The sequence below is a fragment of the Litchfieldella qijiaojingensis genome (assembly GCF_014651875.1).
GTDB lineage: Bacteria > Pseudomonadota > Gammaproteobacteria > Pseudomonadales > Halomonadaceae > Litchfieldella > Litchfieldella qijiaojingensis.
Genome location: NZ_BMXS01000021.1, coordinates 1 through 25,587 on the forward strand (window position 1 = coordinate 1; position 25,587 = coordinate 25,587).

The 25,587-nt window shown below is 60.2% G+C and carries 27 protein-coding genes, 3 tRNA genes and 1 pseudogene; all 31 read left to right on the forward strand.

The features are described from left to right. The first annotated feature begins 221 nt into the window (after positions 1–221). Complete coding sequence (locus IE093_RS16930; protein WP_189471264.1) at positions 222–1,202, forward strand: biotin--[acetyl-CoA-carboxylase] ligase; 981 nt, start codon at positions 222–224, stop codon at positions 1,200–1,202. Then, positions 1,199–2,038: a type III pantothenate kinase gene (locus IE093_RS16935; RefSeq protein ID WP_189471266.1), complete on the forward strand. Its 840-nt coding sequence runs from the start codon at positions 1,199–1,201 to the stop codon at positions 2,036–2,038. The genes IE093_RS16930 and IE093_RS16935 overlap by 4 nt, the downstream gene beginning before the upstream one ends. A 153-nt stretch (positions 2,039–2,191) precedes the next feature. Continuing rightward, positions 2,192–2,265: transfer RNA gene (locus tag IE093_RS16940), tRNA-Gly, on the forward strand. A 20-nt stretch (positions 2,266–2,285) separates the two neighbouring features. Beyond that, positions 2,286–2,360, forward strand: a tRNA-Thr gene (locus IE093_RS16945). Positions 2,361–2,496: 136 nt separating this feature from the next. Then, positions 2,497–2,572: transfer RNA gene (locus IE093_RS16950), tRNA-Trp, on the forward strand. Between the two features lie 72 nt (positions 2,573–2,644). Continuing rightward, positions 2,645–3,013, forward strand: a complete 369-nt coding sequence (gene secE, locus IE093_RS16955; RefSeq protein ID WP_189471268.1) for a preprotein translocase subunit SecE — start codon at positions 2,645–2,647, stop codon at positions 3,011–3,013. An 8-nt stretch (positions 3,014–3,021) separates the two neighbouring features. Continuing rightward, positions 3,022–3,555 carry a transcription termination/antitermination protein NusG gene (gene nusG, locus IE093_RS16960; RefSeq protein WP_189471270.1) on the forward strand — a complete coding sequence of 178 codons (534 nt, stop codon included), beginning with the start codon at positions 3,022–3,024 and terminating at the stop codon, positions 3,553–3,555. 95 nt (positions 3,556–3,650) lie between these two features. Continuing rightward, entirely contained in the window at positions 3,651–4,082 is a 432-nt protein-coding gene (gene rplK, locus IE093_RS16965) for a 50S ribosomal protein L11 (RefSeq protein WP_189471272.1), read from the forward strand. Positions 4,083–4,084: 2 nt separating this feature from the next. Then, complete coding sequence (rplA, locus tag IE093_RS16970; RefSeq protein ID WP_189471274.1) at positions 4,085–4,777, forward strand: 50S ribosomal protein L1; 693 nt, start codon at positions 4,085–4,087, stop codon at positions 4,775–4,777. A 274-nt stretch (positions 4,778–5,051) separates the two neighbouring features. After that, complete coding sequence (rplJ, locus tag IE093_RS16975) at positions 5,052–5,555, forward strand: 50S ribosomal protein L10 (protein ID WP_016419072.1); 504 nt, start codon at positions 5,052–5,054, stop codon at positions 5,553–5,555. A 93-nt stretch (positions 5,556–5,648) separates the two neighbouring features. Then, positions 5,649–6,017, forward strand: a complete 369-nt coding sequence (rplL, locus tag IE093_RS16980) for a 50S ribosomal protein L7/L12 (RefSeq protein WP_189471276.1) — start codon at positions 5,649–5,651, stop codon at positions 6,015–6,017. Positions 6,018–6,253: 236 nt separating this feature from the next. Continuing rightward, positions 6,254–10,330 carry a DNA-directed RNA polymerase subunit beta gene (gene rpoB / locus IE093_RS16985; RefSeq protein WP_189471278.1) on the forward strand — a complete coding sequence of 1,359 codons (4,077 nt, stop codon included), beginning with the start codon at positions 6,254–6,256 and terminating at the stop codon, positions 10,328–10,330. 9 nt (positions 10,331–10,339) lie between these two features. Next, positions 10,340–14,557, forward strand: coding sequence for a DNA-directed RNA polymerase subunit beta' (gene rpoC, locus IE093_RS16990; protein ID WP_189471279.1), 4,218 nt, complete (start codon positions 10,340–10,342; stop codon positions 14,555–14,557). Between the two features lie 147 nt (positions 14,558–14,704). Next, positions 14,705–14,976: pseudogene (gene rpsL / locus IE093_RS16995) on the forward strand (30S ribosomal protein S12). A 134-nt stretch (positions 14,977–15,110) separates the two neighbouring features. Beyond that, entirely contained in the window at positions 15,111–15,581 is a 471-nt protein-coding gene (gene rpsG, locus IE093_RS17000) for a 30S ribosomal protein S7 (protein ID WP_189471281.1), read from the forward strand. Between the two features lie 66 nt (positions 15,582–15,647). Further along, positions 15,648–17,768, forward strand: a complete 2,121-nt coding sequence (gene fusA, locus IE093_RS17005) for an elongation factor G (RefSeq protein ID WP_189471284.1) — start codon at positions 15,648–15,650, stop codon at positions 17,766–17,768. Between the two features lie 29 nt (positions 17,769–17,797). Next, positions 17,798–18,991 (forward strand): elongation factor Tu, encoded by a 1,194-nt coding sequence (tuf, locus tag IE093_RS17010; protein WP_189471286.1) that lies wholly within the window; start codon positions 17,798–17,800, stop codon positions 18,989–18,991. Positions 18,992–19,156: 165 nt separating this feature from the next. Continuing rightward, a complete protein-coding gene (gene rpsJ / locus IE093_RS17015; RefSeq protein ID WP_016419080.1) occupies positions 19,157–19,468 on the forward strand; it encodes a 30S ribosomal protein S10 in 312 nt (103 codons plus the stop codon). 148 nt (positions 19,469–19,616) lie between these two features. After that, the gene (rplC, locus tag IE093_RS17020) at positions 19,617–20,255 is read left to right on the forward strand and encodes a 50S ribosomal protein L3 (RefSeq protein WP_189471288.1); all 639 of its coding nucleotides are present in this window, start codon (positions 19,617–19,619) and stop codon (positions 20,253–20,255) included. Positions 20,256–20,269: 14 nt separating this feature from the next. Beyond that, positions 20,270–20,878 carry a 50S ribosomal protein L4 gene (gene rplD, locus IE093_RS17025; RefSeq protein WP_189471290.1) on the forward strand — a complete coding sequence of 203 codons (609 nt, stop codon included), beginning with the start codon at positions 20,270–20,272 and terminating at the stop codon, positions 20,876–20,878. Then, the gene (rplW, locus tag IE093_RS17030; protein WP_189471291.1) at positions 20,875–21,171 is read left to right on the forward strand and encodes a 50S ribosomal protein L23; all 297 of its coding nucleotides are present in this window, start codon (positions 20,875–20,877) and stop codon (positions 21,169–21,171) included. The genes rplD and rplW overlap by 4 nt, the downstream gene beginning before the upstream one ends. A 17-nt stretch (positions 21,172–21,188) precedes the next feature. Then, positions 21,189–22,019: a 50S ribosomal protein L2 gene (gene rplB / locus IE093_RS17035; RefSeq protein ID WP_189471293.1), complete on the forward strand. Its 831-nt coding sequence runs from the start codon at positions 21,189–21,191 to the stop codon at positions 22,017–22,019. Positions 22,020–22,052: 33 nt separating this feature from the next. Then, the gene (gene rpsS, locus IE093_RS17040; RefSeq protein ID WP_009098993.1) at positions 22,053–22,328 is read left to right on the forward strand and encodes a 30S ribosomal protein S19; all 276 of its coding nucleotides are present in this window, start codon (positions 22,053–22,055) and stop codon (positions 22,326–22,328) included. Between the two features lie 18 nt (positions 22,329–22,346). Then, positions 22,347–22,679 carry a 50S ribosomal protein L22 gene (rplV, locus tag IE093_RS17045; RefSeq protein WP_016419085.1) on the forward strand — a complete coding sequence of 111 codons (333 nt, stop codon included), beginning with the start codon at positions 22,347–22,349 and terminating at the stop codon, positions 22,677–22,679. 11 nt (positions 22,680–22,690) lie between these two features. Further along, complete coding sequence (gene rpsC / locus IE093_RS17050; protein WP_189471295.1) at positions 22,691–23,389, forward strand: 30S ribosomal protein S3; 699 nt, start codon at positions 22,691–22,693, stop codon at positions 23,387–23,389. A 15-nt stretch (positions 23,390–23,404) separates the two neighbouring features. Next, a complete protein-coding gene (gene rplP / locus IE093_RS17055; RefSeq protein WP_189471297.1) occupies positions 23,405–23,818 on the forward strand; it encodes a 50S ribosomal protein L16 in 414 nt (137 codons plus the stop codon). Beyond that, positions 23,818–24,009 (forward strand): 50S ribosomal protein L29, encoded by a 192-nt coding sequence (rpmC, locus tag IE093_RS17060; protein ID WP_016419088.1) that lies wholly within the window; start codon positions 23,818–23,820, stop codon positions 24,007–24,009. Before rplP ends, rpmC begins: the two co-directional genes overlap by 1 nt. Before the next feature lies 1 nt (position 24,010). Beyond that, positions 24,011–24,271 (forward strand): 30S ribosomal protein S17, encoded by a 261-nt coding sequence (rpsQ, locus tag IE093_RS17065; protein ID WP_189471299.1) that lies wholly within the window; start codon positions 24,011–24,013, stop codon positions 24,269–24,271. Between the two features lie 52 nt (positions 24,272–24,323). After that, positions 24,324–24,695 carry a 50S ribosomal protein L14 gene (gene rplN / locus IE093_RS17070; RefSeq protein ID WP_189471301.1) on the forward strand — a complete coding sequence of 124 codons (372 nt, stop codon included), beginning with the start codon at positions 24,324–24,326 and terminating at the stop codon, positions 24,693–24,695. A 14-nt stretch (positions 24,696–24,709) separates the two neighbouring features. Then, positions 24,710–25,027, forward strand: a complete 318-nt coding sequence (gene rplX / locus IE093_RS17075; RefSeq protein ID WP_189471302.1) for a 50S ribosomal protein L24 — start codon at positions 24,710–24,712, stop codon at positions 25,025–25,027. Between the two features lie 18 nt (positions 25,028–25,045). Then, positions 25,046–25,585, forward strand: coding sequence for a 50S ribosomal protein L5 (rplE, locus tag IE093_RS17080; RefSeq protein WP_189471304.1), 540 nt, complete (start codon positions 25,046–25,048; stop codon positions 25,583–25,585). Positions 25,586–25,587: the final 2 nt, after the last annotated feature.

Consider the following 25,587-nt stretch of genomic DNA (forward strand, 5'->3'; position numbering starts at 1 on the left):
GGCGACGCTTTCGAGGCGCCTCCCATACGCTTAACTCACTCATGGTAGGTGTCCACTAAGGAATAGGTGGACACCTACCGTCATCGAAGTCGGGGCTCAGCGGAAGGTGTGTTTACCGGACGCATACAGCGGGTCGAGTTTACCGCCACTTTGGTCGCGAACGTTCCCGGGCTTGACTTCCATCCGCTAGAATAGGGCTTTTCCCGGTTGGGGCAATTGTCATGACCATCGGTGACCTGATTCGCTTGCTGAGCGATGGTGACTTCCACTCTGGCGAGCAGTTGGGGGAACGCCTTGGCGTATCGCGAACGGCCATATGGAAGCAGCTCAAGAAACTTGAAGCCATGGATATTCCCCTTGAGGCAGTCAAGGGGCTGGGCTATCGATTGGCCGAGCCACTCGAGCTGCTCGATGGGCCGTCGATCGTGTCTGGTTTGTCTCGTGACAGTCGGCGCCATTTGTCCAGGCTATTCGTCGAACAGGCCTTGCCGTCGACCAACCTGTATCTGCGCGAACGTTTTGAGCAGGGTGCTGGACATGGTGAGGTTTGCTTGGCCGAGAGCCAGAGCGCTGGCCGTGGGCGCCGTGGTCGCGGGTGGGCCTGTCCTTGGGGGCATGGCGTGCTGCTGTCCATTGGATGGCGCTTCGAGAGCGGAGCAGCCGCTCTGGAAGGGTTGAGCCTTGCCGTGGGCGTCGCCGTTGCCGAGGTGCTGGAACGTCATGGCATGCAGGTGGCATTGAAATGGCCTAACGATATCCTTGTTCAGCAGCAGCAAGGTTACGCCAAGCTGGCTGGTATCTTGTTGGAAATCAGCGGTGATGTGGCAGGACCTTGCGAGGTGGTGGCCGGGTTGGGAATCAACATGTCGCTACCTGCGGCTATCCGCGCGCAAATCGATCAACCTGTGGCGGCGGTGCATGACCGCCTGCCAGAGCTTTCCCGCAACCGGTTGGCATCCGAACTCGTCGAGGAGCTATTGCTGTTGTTGGCTCGTTTCGAGATTGAGGGGTTCGGCCCCTGGCAGTTCTCCTGGAACCGCCGAAATGCCCATGCGGGAAAGGTGGTGGAGATCAGTCAGGGGCAACGGCGTTATACCGCAGAAGTCGACAGCGTGGATGCGGCAGGAAACCTGCTGGTGCACACAAGCGCGGGTGTCGAGCGGCTTGCCGGCGGTGAAATCAGCTTGCGTGGTCGCTCATGATCTTGGATCTCGACATCGGCAATACGCTGTCGAAATGGCGCCTCAAGGATACTGTCAGTAGCGAGATCCGTTCCCGAGGAGCCGTTTGGACGCGTGAAGAGTGGCGTCCGGGGTCGGATATACCCGACTTAGATGTGGTCGAGGCAGTGCGTATTTCCAGCGTTGCCCGACAGACAGTGCTGCGTGAAACGGTAGGGTTACTGCGTCGCCAGGTTGGGGCGGTATATGTGGCGCGCTCCACGGCCGAGGCATTGGGTGTGACCAATGGTTATGAAGACCCGGGGCGTTTGGGGGTGGATCGCTGGATGGGTGCATTGGCCAGCTATCAGTTAGCGGGTGGCTGTTGCAGCGTGGATTGTGGCAGTGCAATCACCATCGATTTTGTCCTCCCGGGCGGTCGGCACTTGGGGGGATACATTTTGCCGGGGCTGCGTTTGATGAAAGAAAGCCTGCAGCTAGGGACGCGCAATGTGGCCATCGACCCGGACAGCGAAGCCGATGAACTCCTGGCGCCAGGAAAGAATACGGTCGAGGCGGTCAATCATGGCATTTACATGGCGGCGGTCAGCGCCGTCAATCGCATCTATAGCGAGGTGTGCGATCGCGAGGGTGTAGCCCTGCCCTTGCTGTTGACCGGTGGCGACGCCCGGGTCGTATCACGAGGGATTCGCGTGCCTCACGCGGTGTGGCCGGATATGGTCTATGGCGGACTGGAAGCCTGCTTTCCGCTGACCGTGGCTGAGCGCGCAGGGCGAATGTCGGGAGCGCCTCGGGTGCCGGCCCCGGTGGCGCTGGAAAAAATTCGCGCCGGGCTTGCATTCTCCACGCTGCTTTGACACAATTTCGCGCGTTCGCAGCGGGTGAGCCGCCGGGAATGATCTCGGAAAGTCAGGATAAACGCTTGACAGTGCTGTGAAAAGCGGTAGACTGAGCCGCCAGTTGGAGATTTGCCGAGACGCTTTTGCTGGTTCGGCTGCAGGAGTGGGTAGGCGGGTATAGTTCAATGGTAGAACCTCAGCCTTCCAAGCTGATGATGCGGGTTCGATTCCCGCTACCCGCTCCAAATCTTGCTATGCGTGTTATGCTCATGTAGCTCAGGGGTAGAGCACACCCTTGGTAAGGGTGAGGTCGACGGTTCAAATCCGTCCATGAGCTCCAATTTGAAAAGGCGAGCACACTGCTCGCCTTTTCTCTTTCCCGGCTCTGTCGGGGTTGTCAGTCGGGTGTTCATTCGCTATGATAGCGCCCGCTGTTGCGTAGGTTGCCTGCAAAGGGCGTGCGCAAGTGTTGTTACAGGCCAGTAGCTCAATTGGCAGAGCAGCGGTCTCCAAAACCGCAGGTTGGGGGTTCGATTCCCTCCTGGCCTGCCAGTCTTCCCCAGGCTGGCTGGATCTTTTATACTGTCTTGTTTCGATTGCTGCACCCTGAGGAGTCTCGTTTTCATGAAACATAACGCCGAGGTGCAGGAGTCGCGCCACGACGGGCTCAAGTGGGCGGTTGTCGTCACTCTCCTGGTGATTGCTGTTGTCGGTAACTCCTATTTTTCCGACCAGGCTATCCTCTATCGTGTGCTGGGTGTGGTGGCAGTGTGCGCTTTGGCCGCCGTGGTGGCGTTGACTACCGCCAAGGGGCGTAGTCTGGTTGAGCTGGCTCGCAGTGCGCGCAAGGAGATCCAGCGCGTCGTGTGGCCAACTCGCCCGGAAACTGTGCAGACCACCGCCATCGTGCTGGTGGCTGTGCTGGTGGTTGGCCTCATACTATGGCTGATCGACACCCTTCTTGGCTGGGCGATGTCCGGCGTCATTGGTTAGGAGATTCCATGTCCAAGCGATGGTATGTCGTGCATGCCTATTCAGGCTTCGAGAAGCATGTCATGCGCTCGCTCATCGAGCGCGTGAAGATGTATGGCATGGAAGAGCGCTTTGGCGAGATTCTGGTGCCTACCGAAGAAGTCGTCGAGATGCGTGACGGCAAGCGCCGCAAGAGTGAGCGCAAGTTCTACCCCGGCTACGTGTTGGTCGAGATGGAAATGGATGACGCGACCTGGCATCTGGTCAATGAGACGCCCCGTGTCATGGGCTTCATTGGCGGGACCAAGGAGAAGCCGGCCCCGATCACTCAGAAAGAGGCTGATGCGATCCTTCGTCGCGTTCAAGATGGTAGTGACAAGCCGCGACCCAAGACCGTGTTCGAGCCGGGACAGTCCGTGCGTGTCATCGATGGTCCCTTCGCCGACTTCAATGGTGTCGTCGAAGAGGTCAATTACGACAAGAGCCGCCTGCAGGTCAGCGTGCTGATTTTCGGTCGCGCAACGCCTGTCGAGCTGGAGTTTTCCCAGGTCGAGAAAGAGTGAGTTCAGGCCTGGCATGAGGTTTATCGCTCGAGTCGCGTAAGCGGCTCGTTTAACCCGGGGAGCCGAAAGGCGCTACTACCCAACTGGAGTCCATCATGGCCAAGAAAGTACAGGCTTATATCAAGCTGCAAGTTGCAGCGGGTAAAGCCAATCCGAGTCCCCCCGTCGGCCCCGCGCTGGGTCAGCACGGTGTCAATATCATGGAGTTCTGCAAGGCCTTCAATGCGGCAACTCAGGAAATTGAGCCGGGTCTGCCGACACCGGTGGTGATCACTGTCTACTCCGACCGTAGTTTCACCTTTGTCACCAAGACGCCACCTGCGGCTGTCCTGCTGAAGAAGGCTGCTGGCATCAAGTCCGGCTCAGGTGAGCCGAACAAGAAGAAGGTCGGCACCGTCACTCGCGCGCAGCTCGAGGAGATCGCCAAGACCAAGGAGCCGGATCTCACGGCCGCCGATCTTGATGCTGCCGTGCGTACCATCGCTGGTAGTGCCCGTAGCATGGGCCTCAACGTGGAGGGCCTCTGATCATGGCTAAATTGTCCAAGCGCGCTCAGATGATCCGCGAAAAGGTCGATGCCTCCAAGGTCTACTCCATCGATGAAGCCGTCGCTCTGCTTGCCGAGATTTCCAAGGTCAACTTCAAGGAGTCTCTGGACGTTGCCATCAATCTTGGCGTCGATCCGCGGAAATCCGATCAAGTCGTGCGTGGCGCTACCGTGATGCCCAATGGTACCGGTAAGGATGTGCGTGTGGCCGTATTTACCCAAGGCGCCAATGCCGATGCCGCTAAGGAAGCCGGTGCTGACATCGTCGGCATGGATGACTTGGCCGAGCAGGTCAAGAAAGGGCAGCTCGACTTCGACGTGGTCATTGCTTCGCCGGATGCGATGCGTGTCGTCGGCCAGTTGGGTCAGATCCTTGGCCCACGTGGCCTGATGCCGAACCCCAAGGTCGGTACCGTGACGCCCGATGTGGCGACCGCGGTCAAGAACGCCAAGGCGGGTCAGGTACGCTTCCGTACCGACAAGAACGGTATCATTCATACCACCTTGGGTAAGGTCGACTTCGATGCGGCTGCCATTCGCGGCAACCTGGAGGCGCTGGTAAACGATCTGAAGAAGCTCAAGCCGAGCACTTCCAAGGGTGTTTACTTCAAGAAAATGACCCTGTCCACTACCATGGGTCCGGGTCTTACCGTCGATCACAGCGCTTTTGTGTGATTGATGGGTAATAAGCAGTAACTTTGCGGTCCCCGTGCGCTGTTTCGACAAGTGCAGGCGGGGCACCGTCAAAGACCGCAGGTGCCGCCCTGCTTTTGGAAGGGCGGCTTAATCTACCCTCCGGGGAATGCCTGCGCAGATGGTGTGGCCGCCAGTGCGCTGGTGTGCACCATCACCCAAGAGTCCTTCGCCACGTGGTGAAGGGCAGATGGTAACCACCGGGGTTTGCAGTGTATTCGTTACGCAGCCGCCCCGGCACGAAGGAGTGAACACAGTGGCACTAGCTCTCGAAGGCAAGAAGGCAATCGTTGCCGAGGTCAGTGAAGCCGCCAAGGACGCTCTCTCCGTCGTAGTTGCCGATTCTCGCGGTGTGGCCGTTGGTGCAATGACCGATTTGCGCAAACAGGCTCGCGAGAATGGCGTGCAGATCCGTGTTGTCCGCAACACATTGGCACGCCGCGCCCTGTCAGGTACTCCTTGGGAGTGCCTGGACGAGACTTTCTCGGGTCCGACGATGTTGGCTTTCTCCTATGAGCATCCGGGTGCTGCCGCCCGCCTGTTCAAGGAATTTGCCAAGACGCAGAAGGACTTCGAAGTCAAGGCGTTGGCCTATGAAGGTGAGTTCATTCCGGCGTCCGATCTTGACCGGCTGGCAACCCTGCCGACGTACGATGAGGCGATCGCCAAGCTGATGTCCGTCATGAAGGAAGCTTCTGCCGGCAAGTTGGTTCGTACCCTCGCCGCGTTGCGCGACCAGAAGCAGGAACAAGCCGCCTGAGCGGCGGAAGATTGCTTCGGCGCACCGCGCTACTGATACACCGAGCCCTTGCCCTTCAGGCTGCAAGGCTCCGCAAAGTTTAGGAATACGAAAATGGCACTGACCAAAGAAGACATCATCAACGCCGTCGCCGACATGTCCGTGATGGAAGTCGCTGAGCTGGTTTCTGCGATGGAAGAGAAGTTCGGCGTTTCCGCTGCTGCCGCCGTCGTGGCTGGTCCGGCTGCCGCTGGCGAAGTCGCCGAAGAACAGACCGAGTTCGACCTGGTGCTGACCGCCGCTGGCGACAAGAAGGTCAACGTGATCAAGGTGGTTCGTGAGATCACTGGCTTGGGTCTGAAGGAAGCCAAGGGTGCCGTCGACGGCGCGCCGGCGACCATCAAGGAAGCTATGTCCAAGGACGACGCCGAAGCAGCAAAGAAGAAGCTGGAAGAAGCCGGCGCATCTGTGGAGCTCAAGTAACCCTTGGGTCCTGGGGCTTCACGCGCTGCGTAAGCTTCCACGGCTGGTGGCGGGATGTCCGCTGCCGGCCTTTTTCTGTTGCTACTAGCCGGCGGGCCATCGTGGTCTGTCCGCTAGCCGAATTCCGACGGCGAGCCCTCCCGAGGGGGCTTGCCGTCAGCGCCTGACGGAGTCGCATCCGTCCGGTGGCGCCGACACGCATCGGTCACCCATGGTGAACAAGCTGGGGAATACAGATGGCTTACTCATACACTGAGAAAAAACGCATCCGCAAGGATTTCGGCAAACTGCCCCAAGTGATGGATGTGCCCTACCTGCTGGCCATCCAGCTTGATTCCTACTACGACTTTCTCCAGCAGGATCGTGCGCCGGAAGAGCGGCTCGAGGTCGGCCTGCATGCCGCCTTCAAGTCCGTGTTCCCGATCGAGAGCTTCTCAGGTAATGCCGCTCTCGAGTATGTCAGCTACCGCTTCGGCACGCCGGCGTTCGACGTCAAGGAATGCCAGCTGCGAGGCGTCACCTACTCGGCACCGCTGCGGGTCAAGGTTCGCCTGATCATCTACGATAAGGAGTCGTCGAACAAGGCGATCAAGGATATCAAGGAGCAGGAAGTCTACATGGGGGAAATCCCCCTGATGACCGAGAACGGTACCTTCGTGGTCAACGGGACAGAGCGGGTCATTGTCTCCCAACTGCATCGCTCTCCGGGGGTGTTCTTCGACCATGACAAGGGCAAGAGCCACTCTTCCGGCAAGCTGCTCTATTCCGCTCGTGTGATTCCCTATCGTGGCTCCTGGTTGGACTTCGAGTTCGACCCGAAGGACAACGTCTTCGTGCGTATCGACCGGCGCCGCAAACTGCCGGCCACGGTGCTGATGCGCGCGCTGGGCATGAATGCCGAGGAGATTCTCGACACCTTCTTCGAAACCAGTGTCTTCCACGTCGAGAAGACTGGCTTCTCGGTGGACCTCGTTCCGTCGCGCCTGCGTGGTGAAACCGCGACATTCGACATCAAGGACGCCAATGGCGAAATGATCGTCGAGGAAGGGCGCCGCATCACCCAGAAGCATATCCGGCAGATGGAAAAATCGGGCCTCGAGCGTCTTGAGGTACCGATGGAGTACCTGTTTGGCAAGACCTTGGCCAAGGATCAGGTCGACCCGAATACCGGCGAACTGATCTGTGAGTGCAACACCGAAGTCACGCCGGAGTTGCTCGAGAAGTTGGCCAAGGCGGGCATTACCACGATCGAGACGTTGTACACCAATGATCTCGACTGTGGCCCCTTCGTTTCCGATACTCTCAAGCTGGATACCACGCGCACCCAGCTCGAGGCGTTGGTTGAAATCTACCGCATGATGCGTCCTGGTGAGCCGCCGACCAAGGAGGCTGCCGAGACGCTGTTCAACAATCTGTTCTTCACCGAGGATCGCTACGACCTGTCCGGTGTCGGGCGCATGAAGTTCAACCGTCGCCTGCGTCGTGACGCTGATACCGGCTCCGGGGTGCTCGATAAGCAGGACATCCTTGATGTACTCAAGGAATTGATCGCGATCCGTAACGGCTTCGGTGACGTCGACGACATCGATCACCTGGGCAATCGCCGCATCCGTTGTGTCGGGGAAATGGCCGAAAACCAGTTCCGTGTGGGGCTGGTGCGCGTCGAGCGTGCCGTCAAGGAACGCCTGTCCATGGCCGAGAGCGAAGGTCTCATGCCGCAGGACCTGATCAATGCCAAGCCGGTGGCAGCGGCGGTCAAGGAATTCTTCGGCTCGAGCCAGCTCTCTCAGTTCATGGACCAGAACAACCCGTTGTCCGAGGTCACGCACAAGCGTCGTGTCTCAGCGCTCGGCCCGGGTGGTCTAACCCGTGAGCGGGCCGGCTTCGAGGTGCGCGACGTTCACGCTACGCACTATGGCCGCCTGTGCCCGATCGAGACCCCGGAGGGGCCGAACATCGGCCTGATCAACTCGCTGGCCACCTACAGCCATACCAATAGCTATGGTTTCCTCGAGACGCCGTACCGCAAGGTGGTCGATCGTCAGGTCACCGACGAGGTCATGCACCTGTCGGCCATCGAGGAAGGGGACTTCATCATCGCTCAGGCATCGGCCACCGTGGACGAGAACGGTCAACTGGTCGATGACCTGGTACAGGTCCGTCACAAGGGCGAGACCACCTTCATGGCGCCCGACAAGGTCACGCTGATGGATGTGTCGCCGCGCCAGGTGGTGTCGGTGGCCGCGGCGTTGATTCCATTCCTCGAGCATGATGATGCCAACCGTGCCTTGATGGGCTCCAACATGCAGCGCCAGGCAGTGCCGTCACTGCGTGCTGACAAGCCGCTGGTGGGTACTGGGCTGGAGCGTGTCGTGGCGCGTGACTCCGGCGTCTGCGCCGTGGCGCGTCGTGGCGGGGTGATCGACTCCGTCGATGCCAAGCGCATCGTGGTGCGGGTCAACGAGGACGAGATCATCGGTGGCGAGGCCGGCGTCGATATCTACAACTTGACCAAATATGTGCGGTCCAACCAGAACACTTGCATGAACCAGCGCCCCATCGTTCGTCCCGGCGACGAGGTGGCGCGCGGCGATATCCTCGCCGACGGCCCCTCGGTCGATATGGGTGACCTGGCTTTGGGTCAGAACATGCGTATCGCCTTCATGCCATGGAACGGTTACAACTTCGAGGACTCGATTCTGCTCTCGGAGCGGGTGGTACAGGAGGATCGCTTCACCACCATCCACATCCAGGAGCTGACCTGCGTGTCCCGCGACACCAAATTGGGAGCCGAGGAAATCACCTCGGATATTCCCAACGTCGGCGAGTCGGCATTGTCCAAACTGGATGAAGCGGGCGTTGTCTACATCGGTGCGGAAGTGGGCCCCGGTGATATCCTGGTCGGCAAGGTCACGCCCAAGGGCGAAACCCAGTTGACCCCCGAAGAGAAACTGCTGCGCGCGATCTTCGGCGAGAAGGCTTCCGACGTGAAGGACACCTCGTTGCGTGTGCCCACCGGCATGAAGGGTACCGTCATCGATGTCCAGGTCTTCACCCGTGACGGCGTGGAGAAGGATTCTCGGGCCCTGGCCATTGAGCAGATGCAGCTCGACGAGGTGCGCAAGGACCTGCAGGAAACCTACCGCATCGCCGAGGATGCGACTTTCGAACGTCTCAAGCGCACGCTGTCCGGCCAGGCGGTCAATGGTGGGCCCAAGCTCAAGAAGGGCGATGTGCTCAGCGACGACTACCTGGAAGAGCTGCCACGTCAGCAGTGGTTCAAGCTGCGCCTGCAGGACGAGGCGCTCAACGAGCTGCTGGCCCAGGCCGATGAGCAACTCGAGAACCGTCGCAAGGAGATGGATGAGCGCTTCGAGGACAAGAAGCGTAAGCTGACCCAAGGCGACGATCTGGCGCCGGGCGTGCTCAAGATCGTCAAGGTCTATATGGCGGTCAAGCGTCGTATCCAGCCCGGGGACAAGCTGGCTGGGCGTCACGGTAACAAGGGTGTCATCTCGGCGATCATGCCGGTCGAGGACATGCCGTTCGACGAGAACGGCGAGCCGGTCGACGTAGTGCTCAACCCGCTGGGTGTGCCGTCGCGCATGAACGTCGGGCAGGTGCTCGAAACTCACCTGGGGCTCGCCGCTCACGGCTTGGGTGTGAAGATCGATCGCATGCTGCACGAGGCCCGCGAACAGCAGGTCGCCGAGATTCGCGGCTTCTTGGGCAAGATCTACAACACGCCGGGCACCCGCGTGGAGGATCTCGACTCGTTGACCGACGATGAGGTCATTGCCCTGGCCAAGAACCTCCGCGGTGGCGTGCCGATGGCGTCGCCGGTGTTCGATGGTGCCAAGGAGCACGAGATCAAGCAGTTGCTCAACCTGGCCGAGTTGCCGGAATCGGGGCAGATGGCCCTTTACGACGGCCGTACCGGAGAGGCCTTCGATCGTCCGGTCACGGTCGGCTACATGTACATTCTGAAGCTCAACCACCTGGTCGACGACAAGATGCATGCGCGTTCCACCGGCTCCTACTCGCTGGTCACCCAGCAGCCGCTGGGCGGCAAGGCGCAGTTCGGTGGTCAGCGCTTCGGTGAGATGGAGGTCTGGGCCCTGGAAGCCTATGGCGCGGCCTACACCCTCCAGGAGATGCTCACGGTCAAGTCCGATGATGTGGAAGGTCGTACCAAGATGTATAAGAGCATCGTCGATGGCGACCACACCATGCAGGCGGGTATGCCGGAATCCTTCAACGTGCTGGTGAAGGAGATCCGCTCGCTGGGCATCGATATCGAGTTAGAGAGCTAGGAGCCTCCCATGAAAGATTTGGTGAAAGTCCTCAAATCGCAGGCACAGTCCGAAGAATTCGACGCGATCAAGATCACCCTCGCGTCGCCGGACATGATCCGCTCCTGGTCCTACGGCGAGGTCAAGAAGCCCGAGACCATCAACTACCGTACCTTCAAGCCGGAGCGCGACGGCCTGTTCTGTGCCAAGATCTTCGGCCCGGTGAAGGACTACGAGTGCTTGTGCGGCAAGTACAAGCGCATGAAGCATCGAGGCATCATCTGCGAGAAGTGCGGAGTCGAAGTGACCAAGGCCGCAGTGCGTCGTGAGCGCATGGGGCATATCGAGCTTGCCTCGCCGGTTGCGCATATCTGGTTCCTCAAGTCACTGCCGTCGCGTATCGGCATGTTCCTCGACATGACCCTGCGCGACATCGAGCGCGTGCTCTACTTCGAGAGTTTCGTGGTCATCGATCCGGGCATGACCACTCTCGAGCGTGGTCAACTGCTCAACGACGAGCAGTACTTCGAGGCACTGGAAGAATTCGGTGATGACTTCGACGCGCGCATGGGCGCCGAGGCCGTGCAGGCCCTGCTTCAGGACATCGATCTGGAGGAAGAGATCAATCATCTGCGCGAAGAGATTCCGCAGACCAACTCCGAGACCAAGATCAAGAAGCTGTCCAAGCGTCTCAAGCTGCTGGAAGCCTTCCACCAGTCCGGAAACGATCCGGCGTGGATGGTCATGGAAGTGCTGCCGGTACTGCCGCCGGACCTGCGCCCGTTGGTGCCGCTCGACGGCGGTCGCTTCGCGACCTCGGATCTCAACGATCTGTACCGTCGCGTGATCAACCGCAACAACCGCCTGAAGCGCCTGCTCGATCTCAATGCGCCGGATATCATCGTGCGCAACGAGAAGCGCATGCTGCAGGAGTCGGTGGATGCGTTGCTCGACAATGGCCGCCGCGGTCGCGCCATCACCGGGTCCAACAAGCGCCCGTTGAAGTCACTGGCCGACATGATCAAGGGCAAGCAGGGCCGCTTCCGCCAGAACCTGCTGGGCAAGCGCGTCGACTACTCTGGCCGCTCGGTGATTACCGTGGGACCGACCCTGCGTCTGCACCAGTGCGGTCTGCCCAAGAAGATGGCCTTGGAGCTGTTCAAACCGTTCATCTACTCCAAGCTGCAACTCAACGGCCAGGCGTCGACCATCAAGGCCGCCAAGAAGATGGTCGAGCGTGAGCTGCCCGAGGTGTGGGATATCCTCGCCGATGTCATCCGCGAGCACCCGGTTCTGCTTAACCGTGCTCCGACCCTGCACCGGCTGGGCATCCAGGCATTCGAGCCGCTACTGATCGAGGGCAAGGCGATCCAGCTCCACCCGCTGGTGTGCGCCGCCTACAACGCCGACTTCGACGGTGACCAGATGGCCGTCCACGTGCCGTTGACGCTGGAAGCCCAGCTCGAGGCGCGAGCATTGATGATGGCGACCAACAACGTGCTGTCACCGGCCAATGGTGAGCCGATCATCGTGCCGTCCCAGGACGTTGTACTGGGGCTGTATTACATGACGCGCGAGAAGGTGAACGCCAAGGGCGAGGGCATGGTGTTCGCCAACCTCAACGAGGTCGAGCGTGCCTTTGGCACTCAGAGTGTGTCGTTGCACGCCCGGGTCAAGGTGCGCCTGACCGAGCATCTGCCCGACGAGGAAACCGGCGAGCTGGTCAAGAAACGCTCGATCTTCGATACCACTGTGGGCCGTGCGCTCTTGTTCCGCATCCTGCCCAAGGGGGCGCCCTTCGAGCTGGTCGACCAGCCGATGAAGAAGAAGGCGATCTCCAGGCTGATCAACGAGGTCTATCGGCGTACCGGCCTCAAGGAAACAGTGATCTTCGCCGACCAGCTGATGTACACCGGCTTCCGCCTGGCGACCTGGTCCGGCGCCTCCATCGGCGTCAATGACTTCGTCATCCCCGATGCCAAGAAGGGCATCGTCGATGCCGCGGAGGACGAGGTGAAGGAGATTGAGGATCAGTTCTCCTCCGGTCTGGTCACGGCGGGCGAGAAGTACAACAAGGTCATCGACATCTGGTCCAAGGCCAACGATAAGGTGGCCAAGGCGATGATGACAGGCATCTCCAAGGAAACCGTCATCGATCGCGAAGGCAATGAAGTCGAGCAGGACTCGTTCAACAGCGTGTTCATCATGGCCGACTCCGGGGCCCGTGGTAGCGCCGCCCAGATCCGTCAGTTGGCGGGGATGCGTGGCCTGATGGCCAAGCCTGACGGCTCGATCATCGAGACGCCGATTACCGCCAACTTCCGCGAGGGGCTGAACGTACTGCAGTACTTCATTTCCACGCACGGGGCGCGTAAGGGTCTGGCGGATACCGCACTGAAGACCGCCAACTCCGGTTACCTGACCCGCCGTCTAGTCGACGTGGCCCAGGACTTGGTGATCACCGAGACCGATTGTGGCACCGAGGAAGGCTTGACGCTGCACCCGATCATCGAGGGTGGCGATATCATCGTCTCCTTGGCGCAGCGCGTGCTGGGTCGCGTCGTGGCTCAGGATGTGATCGATCCGGCCACCGACGAAGTGTTGATTCCCAAGGGCACCTTGCTCGACGAGGCTTGGTGCGCCGACCTCGACACCATGGGCGTCGACGAGATCGTGGTGCGCAGTACCATTACCTGCGACACCGCCCATGGCGTGTGTTCGGTCTGTTACGGCCGCGATCTGGCGCGTGGCCATCAGGTCAACATTGGTGAGGCCGTGGGGGTCATTGCGGCGCAGTCTATCGGTGAGCCTGGTACCCAGTTGACCATGCGGACGTTCCACATCGGCGGGGCGGCATCGCGCGCTTCGGCGGTGGACAGCGTCCAGGTCAAGCACGGTGGCAAGGTACGTCTGCACAATATCAAGTACGTCGAGCGCAGCGATGGCAAGCTGGTGGTGGTATCCCGCTCCAGTGCCTTGGCGGTGGCCGACGATCATGGCCGCGAACGGGAGTACTACAAGCTGCCCTACGGCGCCGAGCTGTCGGTCAAGGACGGCGAGGCGGTCGATGCCGGTCAGGCGGTGGCCAAGTGGGATCCGCACACCCACCCGATCGTTGCCGAGGTCGAAGGCAAGGTACAGTACATCGACATGGAAGAGGGCATCTCTATCCACCGCAGCGTGGACGAGATGACCGGGCTGTCGTCCATCGAAGTGATCGAGTCGGGTGCTCGTCCGGCAGCGGGTCGCGACAAGCGCCCGATGATCATGCTCACTAACGATGCCGGTGAGCATGTGGCACTGCCGGGTTCCAACACGCCGGTCCAGTACCTGTTGCCTGGTAATGCCATCGTTTCCGTCGATCACGGTGCGAATATCAGCATTGGTGAGATCATCGCCCGTATCCCGGTGGAAGCCTCCGGTACTAAGGACATCACCGGTGGTCTGCCGCGTGTCGCCGACCTGTTCGAAGCACGCAAGCCCAAGGAGCCGGCGATTCTTGCCGAGGTCAGCGGTGTGATCAGCTTCGGCAAGGAGACCAAGGGCAAGCGTCGCTTGACCATCACTCCGGAGTCTGGCGACCCGTTCGAGATGCTGATTCCCAAGTGGCGTCAGATCGCGGTGTTCGAAGGCGAGACCGTTGAGCGCGGCGAGGTGATCTCGGATGGTCCCAGCAATCCGCATGACATCCTGCGTCTGCTGGGAGTCGCGGAGCTGGCCAAATACGTCACCGCCGAGGTGCAGGAGGTCTACCGTCTGCAAGGGGTGGGCATCAACGACAAGCACATTGAGGTGATTGTGCGCCAGATGCTGCGCAAGGTCGAAATCACCGATGCCGGCGATTCGAGCTTTATCACCGGCGATCAGGTCGAACTGGTCCGCGTGCTCGAGGAAAACGCCCGTCTGGCCCAGGAAGACAAGTTCCCGGCCAAGTATGATCGCCTGTTGCTGGGTATCACCAAAGCCAGTCTGGCGACCGAGTCGTTCATCTCCGCGGCTTCCTTCCAGGAAACCACGCGAGTGTTGACTGAAGCGGCAGTGACCGGCAAGCGCGATTACTTGCGCGGCCTGAAGGAAAACGTGGTGGTGGGACGCTTGATCCCGGCCGGTACCGGTTTGACCCACCATGCGGAGCGCAAGCGCAAGCGTGAAGACGCCGAGCGCACGCTTCATCCGTCGGCCTACGACGTCGAGCAGGAGCTGGGCGCCCAGCTCACCGCACTCGACGCCGATGACGACGACATCTGAACCGGCCGCCACCTCGGCCGGCGCCTCCGCGCCGGCCTTGACGGCGATCGTGACGAGACAGTAGAATGCGCAGCCTTTAATAGTGGGGTGGGTGTGCCCACGCCCACTGCAAAAGGCCAAGGCAACCATTGGAGTCAGCTACAGACCATGGCAACGATCAATCAGCTCGTGCGCAAGCCGCGCAAGCGCCGCCTCGCCAAGAGCGACGTGCCGGCGCTGCAGGCCTGCCCGCAGAAGCGCGGCGTTTGCACCCGCGTATACACCACCACCCCTAAAAAGCCCAACTCGGCGCTGCGGAAGGTATGCCGCGTGCGCTTGACCAATGGCTACGAGGTGTGCGCGGCGCTTTGGACACCTCCGGCGTGCAGAACCGCAAGCAGGGCCGCTCCAAGTACGGAACCAAGCGCCCCAAGGCCTAAGGCCAGGGTCGCTCAGATACTGAATCGCAACGGTCAGATAAGAGTAAGGTCGAGCGTCGCCCGAGGATGCATTGTCAAATCGGAGGCGGGAGTCTCGAGTTTACCTGAAGGACCCTTTTACCTGAGGGCTTATCATGCCTAGAAGAAGAGTTGCTGCTAAACGTGAAATCCTTCCGGATCCGAAGTTCGGAAGTGAGCGCCTGGCGAAGTTCATGAACCACCTGATGGTCAGTGGCAAGAAGTCCGTAGCTGAGCGCATCGTCTACGGTGCGCTGGATAGGGTTGCCGAGCGTAGCAAGGAAGAGCCACTGGAGATCTTCGACAAGGCGTTGGAGTCCATCCAGCCGATGGTCGAGGTCAAGTCTCGCCGTGTCGGTGGTGCCACCTACCAGGTGCCTGTGGAAGTCCGTCCCTCTCGTCGTCAGGCGCTGGCCATGCGCTGGCTGGTGGATGCCGCCCGCAACCGTGGTGAGAAGACCATGGTGCAACGTTTGGCCGGCGAGATGCTCGATGCCTCCGAAGGTAAGGGCGCCGCGGTCAAGAAGCGCGAAGATGTGCACCGTATGGCGGAGGCCAACAAGGCCTTCTCGCACTACCGCTTCTAACGCCGACTTCCATCAACGAGGCGCTGGTTGCAATGGCCGCGCCTCCAACCAATGGGGAATTCCATCGTGCCACGCAAGACTCCGCTCAAGCGTTACCGCAATATCGGTATCGTGGCCCACGTCGACGCCGGCAAGACGACGACTACCGAGCGTATCCTGTTTTACACCGGCCTGTCTCACAAGGTCGGCGAGGTTCATGATGGTGCCGCCACCATGGACTGGATGGAGCAGGAGCAGGAACGCGGGATCACCATCACCTCCGCGGCGACCACCTGCTTCTGGCAGGGCATGAACAAGCAGTTCGACGAGCACCGTATCAACATCATCGACACCCCGGGGCACGTCGACTTCACCATTGAGGTCGAGCGCTCTCTGCGTGTGCTGGATGGTGCCGTGGTGGTGCTTTGCGGCTCCTCTGGCGTGCAGCCGCAGACCGAGACCGTATGGCGTCAGGCCAACAAGTACGAAGTGCCGCGCATGGTGTTCGTCAACAAGATGGACCGTGCCGGGGCCGACTTCTTCATGGTTGTCAAGCAGCTCAAGGAGCGCTTGAATGCCAATCCCGTGCCGATCCAGATCAACTGGGGTGCCGAGGACGAGTTCAAGGGTGTGGTCGATCTGATTCAGATGAAGGCCATCCTGTGGAATGAAGACGACCTGGGCATGACCTATGACTTGGTCGACATTCCCGACGAGCTGCGCGAAACCGCCGAGGAATATCGTGAGCAGATGGTCGAGGCCGCCGCCGAGGCTTCCGAGGAGCTGATGGACAAGTACCTCGAGGAAGGCGAGCTGACCAATGAGGAAATCAAGGCCGGTTTGCGTCGTCGTACTCTCGACAACGAGATCGTGCTGGTCACCTGTGGCTCGGCGTTCAAGAACAAGGGCGTGCAGGCGGTTCTGGATGGCGTGATCGAGTACATGCCGTCGCCCACCGAGGTCAAGGCCATCGAGGGTGAGCTGGATGATGCCGAAGGCACCATCGAAACCCGTGAAGCCGATGACAACGCTCCCTTCTCGGCGCTGGCGTTCAAGATCGCCACTGACCCGTTCGTCGGTACCCTGACCTTCATCCGCGTCTATTCCGGAGTGCTGAAGTCAGGCGACAGCGTCTTCAACTCCGTCAAGAGCAAGAAGGAGCGCGTCGGCCGTATCGTGCAGATGCACTCCAACTCGCGCGAGGAGATCAAGGAAGTCTACGCTGGTGATATCGCCGCCTGTATCGGCCTCAAGGATGTCACCACCGGTGATACCCTGTGCGACATCGAGAACAAGATCGTTCTCGAGCGCATGGAGTTCCCGGATCCGGTAATCTCGGTGGCTGTCGAACCGAAGTCCAAGGCCGATCAGGAGAAGATGGGCGTCGCGCTGGGCAAGCTCGCCCAGGAGGACCCGTCGTTCCGCGTCAAGACCGATGAGGAAACCGGGCAGACCATCATCTCTGGCATGGGCGAGTTGCACCTCGACATCATCGTCGACCGCATGCGTCGCGAGTTCAAGGTCGAGGCCAACATCGGCAAGCCACAGGTGGCCTACCGCGAGACCATTCGCGGCAGCGTCGAACAGGAAGGCAAGTTCGTGCGTCAGTCCGGTGGTCGTGGTCAGTTCGGTCACGTGTGGCTGCGTATCGAGCCGCTGACCGCGGCAGACAAGGGCGACGACGAAGACATGCACTTCAAGTTCGCCTCCGAAATCGTCGGCGGTGTGGTTCCCAAGGAATACGTGCCGGCCGTCGAGAAAGGGGCCTATGAGCAGCTGCAGAACGGTGTCATCGCGGGTTACCCGATGATCGACGTCAAGGTCACGCTGTACGATGGCTCCTACCACGACGTGGACTCCAACGAGACCGCGTTCAAGATCGCCTCTTCAATGGCGATCAAAGAAGGTGCCAAGAAGGCCAAGGCCGTGCTGCTGGAGCCGATGATGAAGGTCGAGGTCGTGACCCCCGAGGAGTTCATGGGTGACGTCATGGGCGACCTGAACCGTCGTCGCGGTCTGGTGCAGGGCATGGATGACTCGTCTTCGGGCAAGATCATCCGCGCAATGGTGCCGCTGGGCGAGATGTTCGGTTACGCGACCGACCTGCGCTCTCAGACCCAGGGCCGCGCAAGCTACTCCATGGAGTTTGCGAAGTACGACGAGGCGCCCTCCAGCGTCGTTGAAGCCGTCATCAACCAGAACGGATAACCGTTAGCTAACGTAAAGAGGTTATAGCAGTGGCTAAGGAAAAATTTGAACGTTCCAAACCGCACGTCAACGTCGGCACCATCGGTCACGTCGACCACGGCAAGACCACTCTGACTGCGGCCCTGACTCGCGTCTCCGCTGAGGTGTTCGGTGGCGAGTGGCGCCAGTTCGACTCCATCGACAACGCACCGGAAGAGCGCGAGCGCGGTATCACCATCGCCACCGCTCACGTCGAGTACCAGTCCGAGCAGCGTCACTACGCGCACGTCGACTGCCCGGGGCACGCCGACTACGTCAAGAACATGATCACCGGTGCGGCCCAGATGGACGGTGCCATCCTGGTGTGTTCCGCCGCCGACGGCCCCATGCCGCAGACTCGCGAGCACATCCTGCTGTCTCGCCAGGTCGGCGTTCCGTACATCGTCGTGTTCCTGAACAAGGCCGACATGGTCGACGATGAGGAGCTGCTCGAGCTGGTTGAGATGGAAGTGCGCGAGCTGCTGTCCGAGTACGACTTCCCGGGCGACGATACTCCGATCATCATCGGTTCCGCTCTGATGGCGCTGGAAGGCAAGGACGACAACGGCATGGGCACCACCGCCGTTGCCAACCTGATCAAGGCCCTGGACGACTACATTCCGGAGCCGGAGCGTGCCATTGATCAGCCGTTCCTGATGCCGATCGAGGACGTGTTCTCCATCTCTGGCCGTGGTACCGTGGTCACCGGTCGTGTCGAGCGTGGTATCATCAAGAGTGGTGAGGAAGTCGAGATCGTGGGTATCCGCGACACCACTAAGACCGTGGTGACCGGTGTCGAGATGTTCCGCAAGCTGCTCGACGAAGGTCGTGCTGGTGAGAACATCGGTGCGCTGCTGCGCGGTACCAAGCGTGATGATGTCGAGCGCGGTCAGGTTCTGGCCAAGCCGGGCAGCATTACACCGCACACCGTGTTCGAGTCCGAAGTCTACATCCTGTCCAAGGAAGAGGGTGGTCGTCACACCCCCTTCTTCAAGGGCTACCGTCCGCAGTTCTACTTCCGTACCACCGACGTGACCGGTACCTGTGAACTGCCGGAAGGCGTCGAGATGGTCATGCCGGGTGACAACGTCAAGATGGTTGTTACCCTGATCGCACCGATCGCCATGGAAGACGGCCTGCGTTTCGCCATCCGTGAAGGTGGCCGTACCGTGGGCGCCGGCGTTGTGTCCAAGATCGTCCAGTAAGCCTGAGGCTCACCCGATGATCGAAGGGGGCTCCATGCGGAGCCCCCTTTCTGCGCATGTTTTCACCCCATGTTTGACTCGGGGGGCGGGCATGCCTATAATGCGCATCCTTTGAATGCGTGGGTAGACGGCGTCGCCGTCGACATCCATTGGAGTTTAGGGCAAATGCAGAACCAGAAGATTCGCATTCGGTTGAAGGCGTTCGACCATCGCCTGATCGACCAGTCCGCTGCGGAGATCGTGGAAACCGCCAAGCGGACCGGGGCTCAGGTGCGCGGTCCGATTCCGTTGCCGACCAACCGTGAGCGCTACACCATCCTGATTTCACCGCACGTCAATAAGGACGCGCGCGATCAGTATGAAATTCGCACTCACAAGCGTGTGCTCGACATCGTCGAACCCACGGAAAAGACCGTCGACGCACTGATGAAACTCGATCTCGCCGCTGGCGTGGACGTGCAGATCAAACTCGACTGACATCACACTAGACACTGCGGCAAGCCGTTTGGCAAAGCGCCAGCAGCAGCCGCCACGCCGTGATGGCGCGACACAATGTGCTAGTGGAATGCTCTGGAAAGGGCAGCCATAGCGGGTGATAGCCCCGTACACTAATAGGAGACTGAACATGACTATCGGTTTGGTCGGTAAGAAGGCCGGGATGACCCGTGTCTTTACCGAGGATGGCGCATCCGTGCCCGTAACCGTGATCGAGGTTGAGCCTAACCGCGTGACTCGCATCAAGACCGTCGAAACTGACGGCTACAATGCGGTTCAGGTGACAACCGGTTCCCGCAAGGCCAAGCACCTGACCAAGGCGCAAGCCGGGCAATTTGCCAAGGCGGGTGTCGAGGCCGGTCGTTCGCTGACGGAATTTCGCCTCGCCGAAGGTGAGGAAGCTCCGGAAGTGGGCGGCGTGCTCACCGTATCCCTCTTCGAAGCTGGTCAGAAGATCGACGTGACCGGCACCTCCAAGGGCAAGGGCTTCCAGGGCGCCGTCAAGCGCTGGAATTTCCGCACCCAAGACAACAGCCATGGTAACTCCCTGTCGCATCGTGCACCGGGTTCCATCGGTATGTGTCAGACCCCGGGCCGTGTCTTCAAGGGCAAGAAAATGGCCGGTCAGATGGGCAATGCCCGTTGCACCGTGCAGAGCCTGGAAATCGTCCGCGTCGATGCCGAGCGTAACCTGCTGCTGATCAAGGGCGCCGTGCCTGGTGCGCCGGGTGGTGACGTTATCGTGCGCTCTGCCGTGAAAGCTCGCTGAGGGGGTCAAGACCGATGAATTTGAATCTTGCAGGCGCAGGTGCAGGGACCGTCGAAGTGTCCGATGCCACCTTTGGCAAAGAATTCAATGAGGCGCTGGTGCATCAGGTCGTCACCGCCTACCTGGCTGGTGGTCGTCAGGGTACGCGTGCCCAAAAGAATCGTTCCGACGTGCGTGGCGGCGGCAAGAAGCCGTGGCGCCAGAAGGGTACTGGTCGTGCGCGCGCCGGCACCATCCGCTCTCCGCTGTGGCGTAGCGGCGGTGTGACCTTCGCGGCCCGTCCTCAGGACCATTCGCAGAAGGTCAACCGCAAGATGTACCGCGCGGCAATGCGCTCGATTCTTTCCGAGCTGGTCCGCCAGGAGCGTCTGGTGGCCATCGACGAGATCACCGTCGAGGCCCCGAAGACCAAGCAACTGGTCGCCAAGCTCAAGGAGCTTGATCTGGAGAAAGTGCTGATCGTCACCGAAGAGGTCGATGAAAAGCTCTATCTGGCCGCCCGCAACATTCCCAATGTGGATGTGGTGGACGTCGCTGCCGCCGATCCGGTGAGCCTGGTCGCCTTCGACAAGGTGCTGGTCACCGTCTCCGCTCTGCGCAAATTCGAGGAGAAGCTGGCATGAACCAGGAACGCGTATTCAAGGTTCTGCTTGGTCCGCACGTGACCGAGAAGGCCGCCTTCGCCGCCGAGAACAACCAGTACGTGTTCAAAGTGGCTAGTGACGCGACCAAGCCGGAAATCAAGCAGGCCGTACAGGCCCTGTTCGGCAAGAAGGTCGATCGTGTGCAGGTCCTGAACATGAAGGGCAAGACCAAGCGCACCGCTCATGGTGTCGGTCAGCGCAAGGGTTACCGCAAGGCGTACGTGACCCTGGCCGCGGGCGAGACGCTTGAAGACTTCTCTGGCGCCGAATAAGGGCAGGAGTACGGATCATGGCAGTAGTCAAGACTAAACCCACATCCGCCGGTCGTCGCCACGTCGTCAAGATCGTCAGCGACGAACTCTACAAGGGCCGGCCCTATGCGCCGCTGCTCGAGAAGCAGTCCAAGTCCGGCGGGCGCAACAACAATGGGCGTATTACCACTCGCCACGTGGGTGGTGGTCATCGTCATCACTATCGTTTGGTCGACTTCAAGCGCACCAAGGATGGCATTCCCGCCATCGTCGAGCGCATCGAATACGACCCGAATCGCAGTGCTCATATCGCACTGCTCAAGTATCTGGACGGCGAGCGTCGTTACATCATCGCGCCCAAGGGCGTGAGTGCTGGCGACACTCTCGAGTCCGGTGTCAATGCGGCGATCAAGAAGGGTAATACCCTCCCGCTGCGCAACATTCCGGTGGGCTCCACCGTGCACTGCATCGAGCTCAAGCCCGGCAAGGGCGCCCAGCTCGCACGTAGCGCTGGCGCTAGTGCCCAGCTGGTCGCGCGTGAAGGCAATTATGCCTCCCTGCGTCTTCGTTCCGGCGAGATGCGCAAGGTCCTGGCCGAGTGCCGCGCGACCCTCGGCGAAGTGAGTAACTCCGAGCATAGCCTGCGTCAACTTGGCAAGGCCGGTGCAAAGCGCTGGAGAGGCGTGCGTCCTACCGTGCGCGGTGTCGCGATGAACCCGGTGGATCACCCGCATGGTGGCGGCGAAGGCCGCACCAGCGGCGGTCGTCACCCGGTCACCCCGTGGGGTATCCCCACCAAGGGCCACAAGACCCGCAAGAACAAGCGCACTGATAAGCTGATCGTTCGTCGCCGCAAGGCCCGGAACTGAGATCCAACGCCAAGACATTAAGAGGTAACGGCTGTGCCACGTTCACTGAAGAAAGGTCCCTTCATTGACCTTCATCTGCTGAAGAAGGTTGAGGCTGCAGTGGAGAAGAACGATCGCAAACCGATCAAGACTTGGTCGCGTCGTTCGATGATCCTGCCCAACATGGTCGGGCTCACCATTGCGGTCCATAACGGTCGCCAACACGTCCCGGTGCACGTCTCCGAGGAAATGGTTGGCCACAAGCTGGGCGAATTCGCTGCCACCCGCACTTACCGCGGTCATGCGGCGGACAAGAAAGCCAAACGGTAAGCCAGAGAGGATTGAGAGATGGAAGTCACAGCTAAGCTGCGTGGCGCTCGTTTATCCGCCCAGAAGGCCCGTTTGGTGGCTGACCAGGTGCGCGGTAAACCGGTCGCCGAGGCGCTCGACCTGCTGACCTTCTCACCGAAGAAGGCTGCCAAGCTGGTCAAGAAGGTGCTGCAGTCCGCTATTGCGAACGCGGAAGAAAACAACGGCATGGACATCGACGAGCTGCGTGTCTCGACCATCTGCGTCGATGAGGGCATGACGCTCAAGCGCATCCAGCCGCGCGCCAAGGGCCGTGCGGATCGTATCTTGAAGCGCACCTGCCACATCACCGTCAAGGTAGCCGAGAAGTAGGAGTCGACCAGATGGGTCAGAAAGTCAATCCAACAGGTATTCGGCTGGGTATCGTCAAGGATCACACCTCGGTGTGGTACGCCGAGCGCGGTGCCTATGCCGACAAGCTGAACAATGACCTCGAAGTGCGTCGCTTCCTCGAGGAGCGCCTCAAGAATGCGTCCGTGAGCCGCATCCACATCGAGCGTCCGGCCAACAACGCACGTATCACCATTCACACCGCCCGTCCGGGTATCGTGATTGGCAAGAAGGGTGAGGATGTCGATCGTCTGCGTCGCGATGTCACCCAGATGATGGGCGTGCCGGTGCACGTCAACATCGAGGAAGTCCGCAAGCCGGAACTCGATGCCCAACTCGTCGCGCAGAACATTGCCGGCCAGCTCGAGCGTCGTGTGATGTTCCGTCGTGCCATGAAGCGTGCCGTGCAGAACGCCATGCGTCTAGGTGCCGGCGGCATCAAGGTGCAGCTCTCCGGTCGTCTCGGTGGTGCGGAGATCGCGCGTACCGAATGGTACCGCGAAGGCCGCGTACCGCTGCATACCCTGCGCGCGGACATCGATTACGCCACCTATGAAGCCCACACCACCTACGGCGTCATCGGCGTCAAGGTATGGATCTTCAAGGGTGAAATCCTCGGGGGCATCGAGGAGGTGCGTGCCAAGGCGAAGCAGCCGCAGGCCGCGCCCTCCAAGAAGAAAGGTTCCAGGTAAGGGGAGAGCTAATCGATGTTACAACCCAAGCGTACGAAATTCCGCAAGATGATGAAGGGCCGCAATCGCGGTCTGGCTCATCGCGGAAGCAAGGTGAGCTTCGGCGAATACGGCCTGAAAGCCACCGGACGCGGTCGCGTCACCGCCCGTCAGATCGAAGCCGGTCGTCGTGCCATCACCCGTCACGTCAAGCGTGGCGGCAAGATCTGGATTCGGGTGTTTCCGGACAAGCCTGTCTCCAAGAAGCCTCTGGAAGTCCGTATGGGTAAGGGCAAGGGCTCTGTGGAGTACTGGGTCGCTCAGATCCAGCCAGGCCGTGTCCTCTACGAGATCGAAGGCGTTTCCGAAGAGCTGGCCCGCGAGGCATTCAGCCTAGCCGCTCAGAAGTTCCCGGTCTCCACCACCTTTGTGAAACGGACGGTGATGTGATGAAAGCCCAGGAAATTCGTGACAAGTCAGAGGGAGAACTGCGCGAGCAGCTCTTCGAACTCCTCCGCGAGCAGTTCAACCTGCGCATGCAGAAGGCCACCGGCCAGCTAAGCCAGACTCATCTGCTCAAGCAGGTTCGTCGGGACATCGCCCGGGTGAAGACTGTGCTCAACGAGAAGGCAGGTGACTGAGATGGCCGAAGAAAAGAAAGCCCGTACACTCACCGGCAAGGTGGTGAGTGACAAGATGGACAAGTCCATCGTCGTGATGATCGAGCGCCGTGAGCGTCACCCGATCTACGGCAAGTACGTCAAGCGCTCCACCAAGCTGCACGCCCATGACGAGACGAACCAGGCGAAGGCCGGCGATACGGTCTCCATCCAGGAGTGCCGCCCGCTGTCTCGGAAGAAGGCCTGGACGCTGGTCGAGGTGGTCGAGCAGGCAAAGGGGTGATCGCCCCTCGTCTGTTAAACCAGTGCAGTCAGATTAGGTTTGGAGAAAACCGATGATTCAGACTCAGACAATGCTGGATGTCGCTGACAACAGCGGGGCGCGCCGGGTGCAATGCATCAAGGTGCTGGGCGGTTCTCACCGCCGCTATGCCCGCGTGGGCGATATCATCAAGGTTACGGTGAAGGAAGCCATTCCTCGTGGCAAGGTCAAGAAGGGCCAGGTCCTCAAGGCGGTGGTGGTTCGTACCCGTAGTGGCGTCCGTCGTAGCGACGGTTCGCTGATCCGCTTCGACGGAAATGCGGCGGTTCTGTTGCAAAACACCAACGAACAGCCGATCGGCACCCGTATCTTCGGGCCGGTGACCCGTGAACTTCGTACCGAGAAGTTCATGAAGATCATTTCCTTGGCGCCTGAAGTGCTGTAAGGAGCGAGGCGGATATGCAAAAGATCAAACGTGACGATGAAGTGATCGTCATCGCCGGCAAGGACAAGGGCAAGCGTGGCACGGTCAAGCGCGTCCTCAAAGACGATCGCTATGTCGTGTCCGGTGTGAACATGATCAAGCGTCACACCAAGCCCAATCCCATGGCGGGTAATCAGGGCGGTATCGTCGAGCGCGAGGCTCCGATTCACGCGTCCAACGTAGCCATCTTCAATCAGGAGACCGGTAAGGCGGATCGCGTCGGCTTCCAGATCAAGGAAGACGGTACCAAGGTACGTATCTACAAGTCGACGCAGTCGCAGATCGACGCCTAACGCGAGTCGGGTAGCAAAATGGCGAACTTGAAAGAACGTTATCAGAACGAGGTGGTGGCTCAACTCAAAGAGCAGTTCAGCTACGCCAACGTGATGCAGGTACCCCGGATCACCAAGGTGACCCTGAACATGGGTATCGGCGACGCGACCAGCGACAAGAAGCTGATCGAAAATGCCATCGCCGACCTGGAGAAGCTCTCCGGGCAGAAGCCGGTGGTGACCAAGGCACGCAAGTCCATCGCGGGCTTCAAGGTGCGTGAAGGCTGGCCCATCGGGATCAAGGTCACGCTGCGCAGCGCGCGCATGTGGGAGTTCCTGGACCGCCTGGTGAACATCGCGATCCCCCGCGTGCGTGACTTCCGTGGTCTCAACCCGAAGTCCTTCGACGGCCGTGGCAACTACTCCATGGGGGTGCGTGAGCAGATCATCTTCCCGGAGATCGAATATGATAAGATCGACCGGATTCGTGGTCTGGATGTCACTATCACCACCACTGCCAATACCGACGAAGAAGGTCGTGCGCTGCTGAGCGCGCTGAACTTCCCGTTCAAGAAATAAGG

What these genes read in the sequence shown, in the direction of transcription:
- IE093_RS16930 (WP_189471264.1), top strand. Translation starts at nt 222, where the DNA reads ATGACCATCGGTGACCTGATTCGCTTGCTGAGCGATGGTGACTTCCAC.
- IE093_RS16935 (WP_189471266.1), top strand. Translation starts at nt 1,199, where the DNA reads ATGATCTTGGATCTCGACATCGGCAATACGCTGTCGAAATGGCGCCTC.
- secE (WP_189471268.1), top strand. Translation starts at nt 2,645, where the DNA reads ATGAAACATAACGCCGAGGTGCAGGAGTCGCGCCACGACGGGCTCAAG.
- nusG (WP_189471270.1), top strand. Translation starts at nt 3,022, where the DNA reads ATGTCCAAGCGATGGTATGTCGTGCATGCCTATTCAGGCTTCGAGAAG.
- rplK (WP_189471272.1), top strand. Translation starts at nt 3,651, where the DNA reads ATGGCCAAGAAAGTACAGGCTTATATCAAGCTGCAAGTTGCAGCGGGT.
- rplA (WP_189471274.1), top strand. Translation starts at nt 4,085, where the DNA reads ATGGCTAAATTGTCCAAGCGCGCTCAGATGATCCGCGAAAAGGTCGAT.
- rplL (WP_189471276.1), top strand. Translation starts at nt 5,649, where the DNA reads ATGGCACTGACCAAAGAAGACATCATCAACGCCGTCGCCGACATGTCC.
- rpoB (WP_189471278.1), top strand. Translation starts at nt 6,254, where the DNA reads ATGGCTTACTCATACACTGAGAAAAAACGCATCCGCAAGGATTTCGGC.
- rpoC (WP_189471279.1), top strand. Translation starts at nt 10,340, where the DNA reads ATGAAAGATTTGGTGAAAGTCCTCAAATCGCAGGCACAGTCCGAAGAA.
- rpsG (WP_189471281.1), top strand. Translation starts at nt 15,111, where the DNA reads ATGCCTAGAAGAAGAGTTGCTGCTAAACGTGAAATCCTTCCGGATCCG.
- rpsJ (WP_016419080.1), top strand. Translation starts at nt 19,157, where the DNA reads ATGCAGAACCAGAAGATTCGCATTCGGTTGAAGGCGTTCGACCATCGC.
- rplC (WP_189471288.1), top strand. Translation starts at nt 19,617, where the DNA reads ATGACTATCGGTTTGGTCGGTAAGAAGGCCGGGATGACCCGTGTCTTT.
- rplD (WP_189471290.1), top strand. Translation starts at nt 20,270, where the DNA reads ATGAATTTGAATCTTGCAGGCGCAGGTGCAGGGACCGTCGAAGTGTCC.
- rplW (WP_189471291.1), top strand. Translation starts at nt 20,875, where the DNA reads ATGAACCAGGAACGCGTATTCAAGGTTCTGCTTGGTCCGCACGTGACC.
- rplB (WP_189471293.1), top strand. Translation starts at nt 21,189, where the DNA reads ATGGCAGTAGTCAAGACTAAACCCACATCCGCCGGTCGTCGCCACGTC.
- rplV (WP_016419085.1), top strand. Translation starts at nt 22,347, where the DNA reads ATGGAAGTCACAGCTAAGCTGCGTGGCGCTCGTTTATCCGCCCAGAAG.
- rpsC (WP_189471295.1), top strand. Translation starts at nt 22,691, where the DNA reads ATGGGTCAGAAAGTCAATCCAACAGGTATTCGGCTGGGTATCGTCAAG.
- rplP (WP_189471297.1), top strand. Translation starts at nt 23,405, where the DNA reads ATGTTACAACCCAAGCGTACGAAATTCCGCAAGATGATGAAGGGCCGC.
- rpmC (WP_016419088.1), top strand. Translation starts at nt 23,818, where the DNA reads ATGAAAGCCCAGGAAATTCGTGACAAGTCAGAGGGAGAACTGCGCGAG.
- rpsQ (WP_189471299.1), top strand. Translation starts at nt 24,011, where the DNA reads ATGGCCGAAGAAAAGAAAGCCCGTACACTCACCGGCAAGGTGGTGAGT.
- rplN (WP_189471301.1), top strand. Translation starts at nt 24,324, where the DNA reads ATGATTCAGACTCAGACAATGCTGGATGTCGCTGACAACAGCGGGGCG.
- rplX (WP_189471302.1), top strand. Translation starts at nt 24,710, where the DNA reads ATGCAAAAGATCAAACGTGACGATGAAGTGATCGTCATCGCCGGCAAG.
- rplE (WP_189471304.1), top strand. Translation starts at nt 25,046, where the DNA reads ATGGCGAACTTGAAAGAACGTTATCAGAACGAGGTGGTGGCTCAACTC.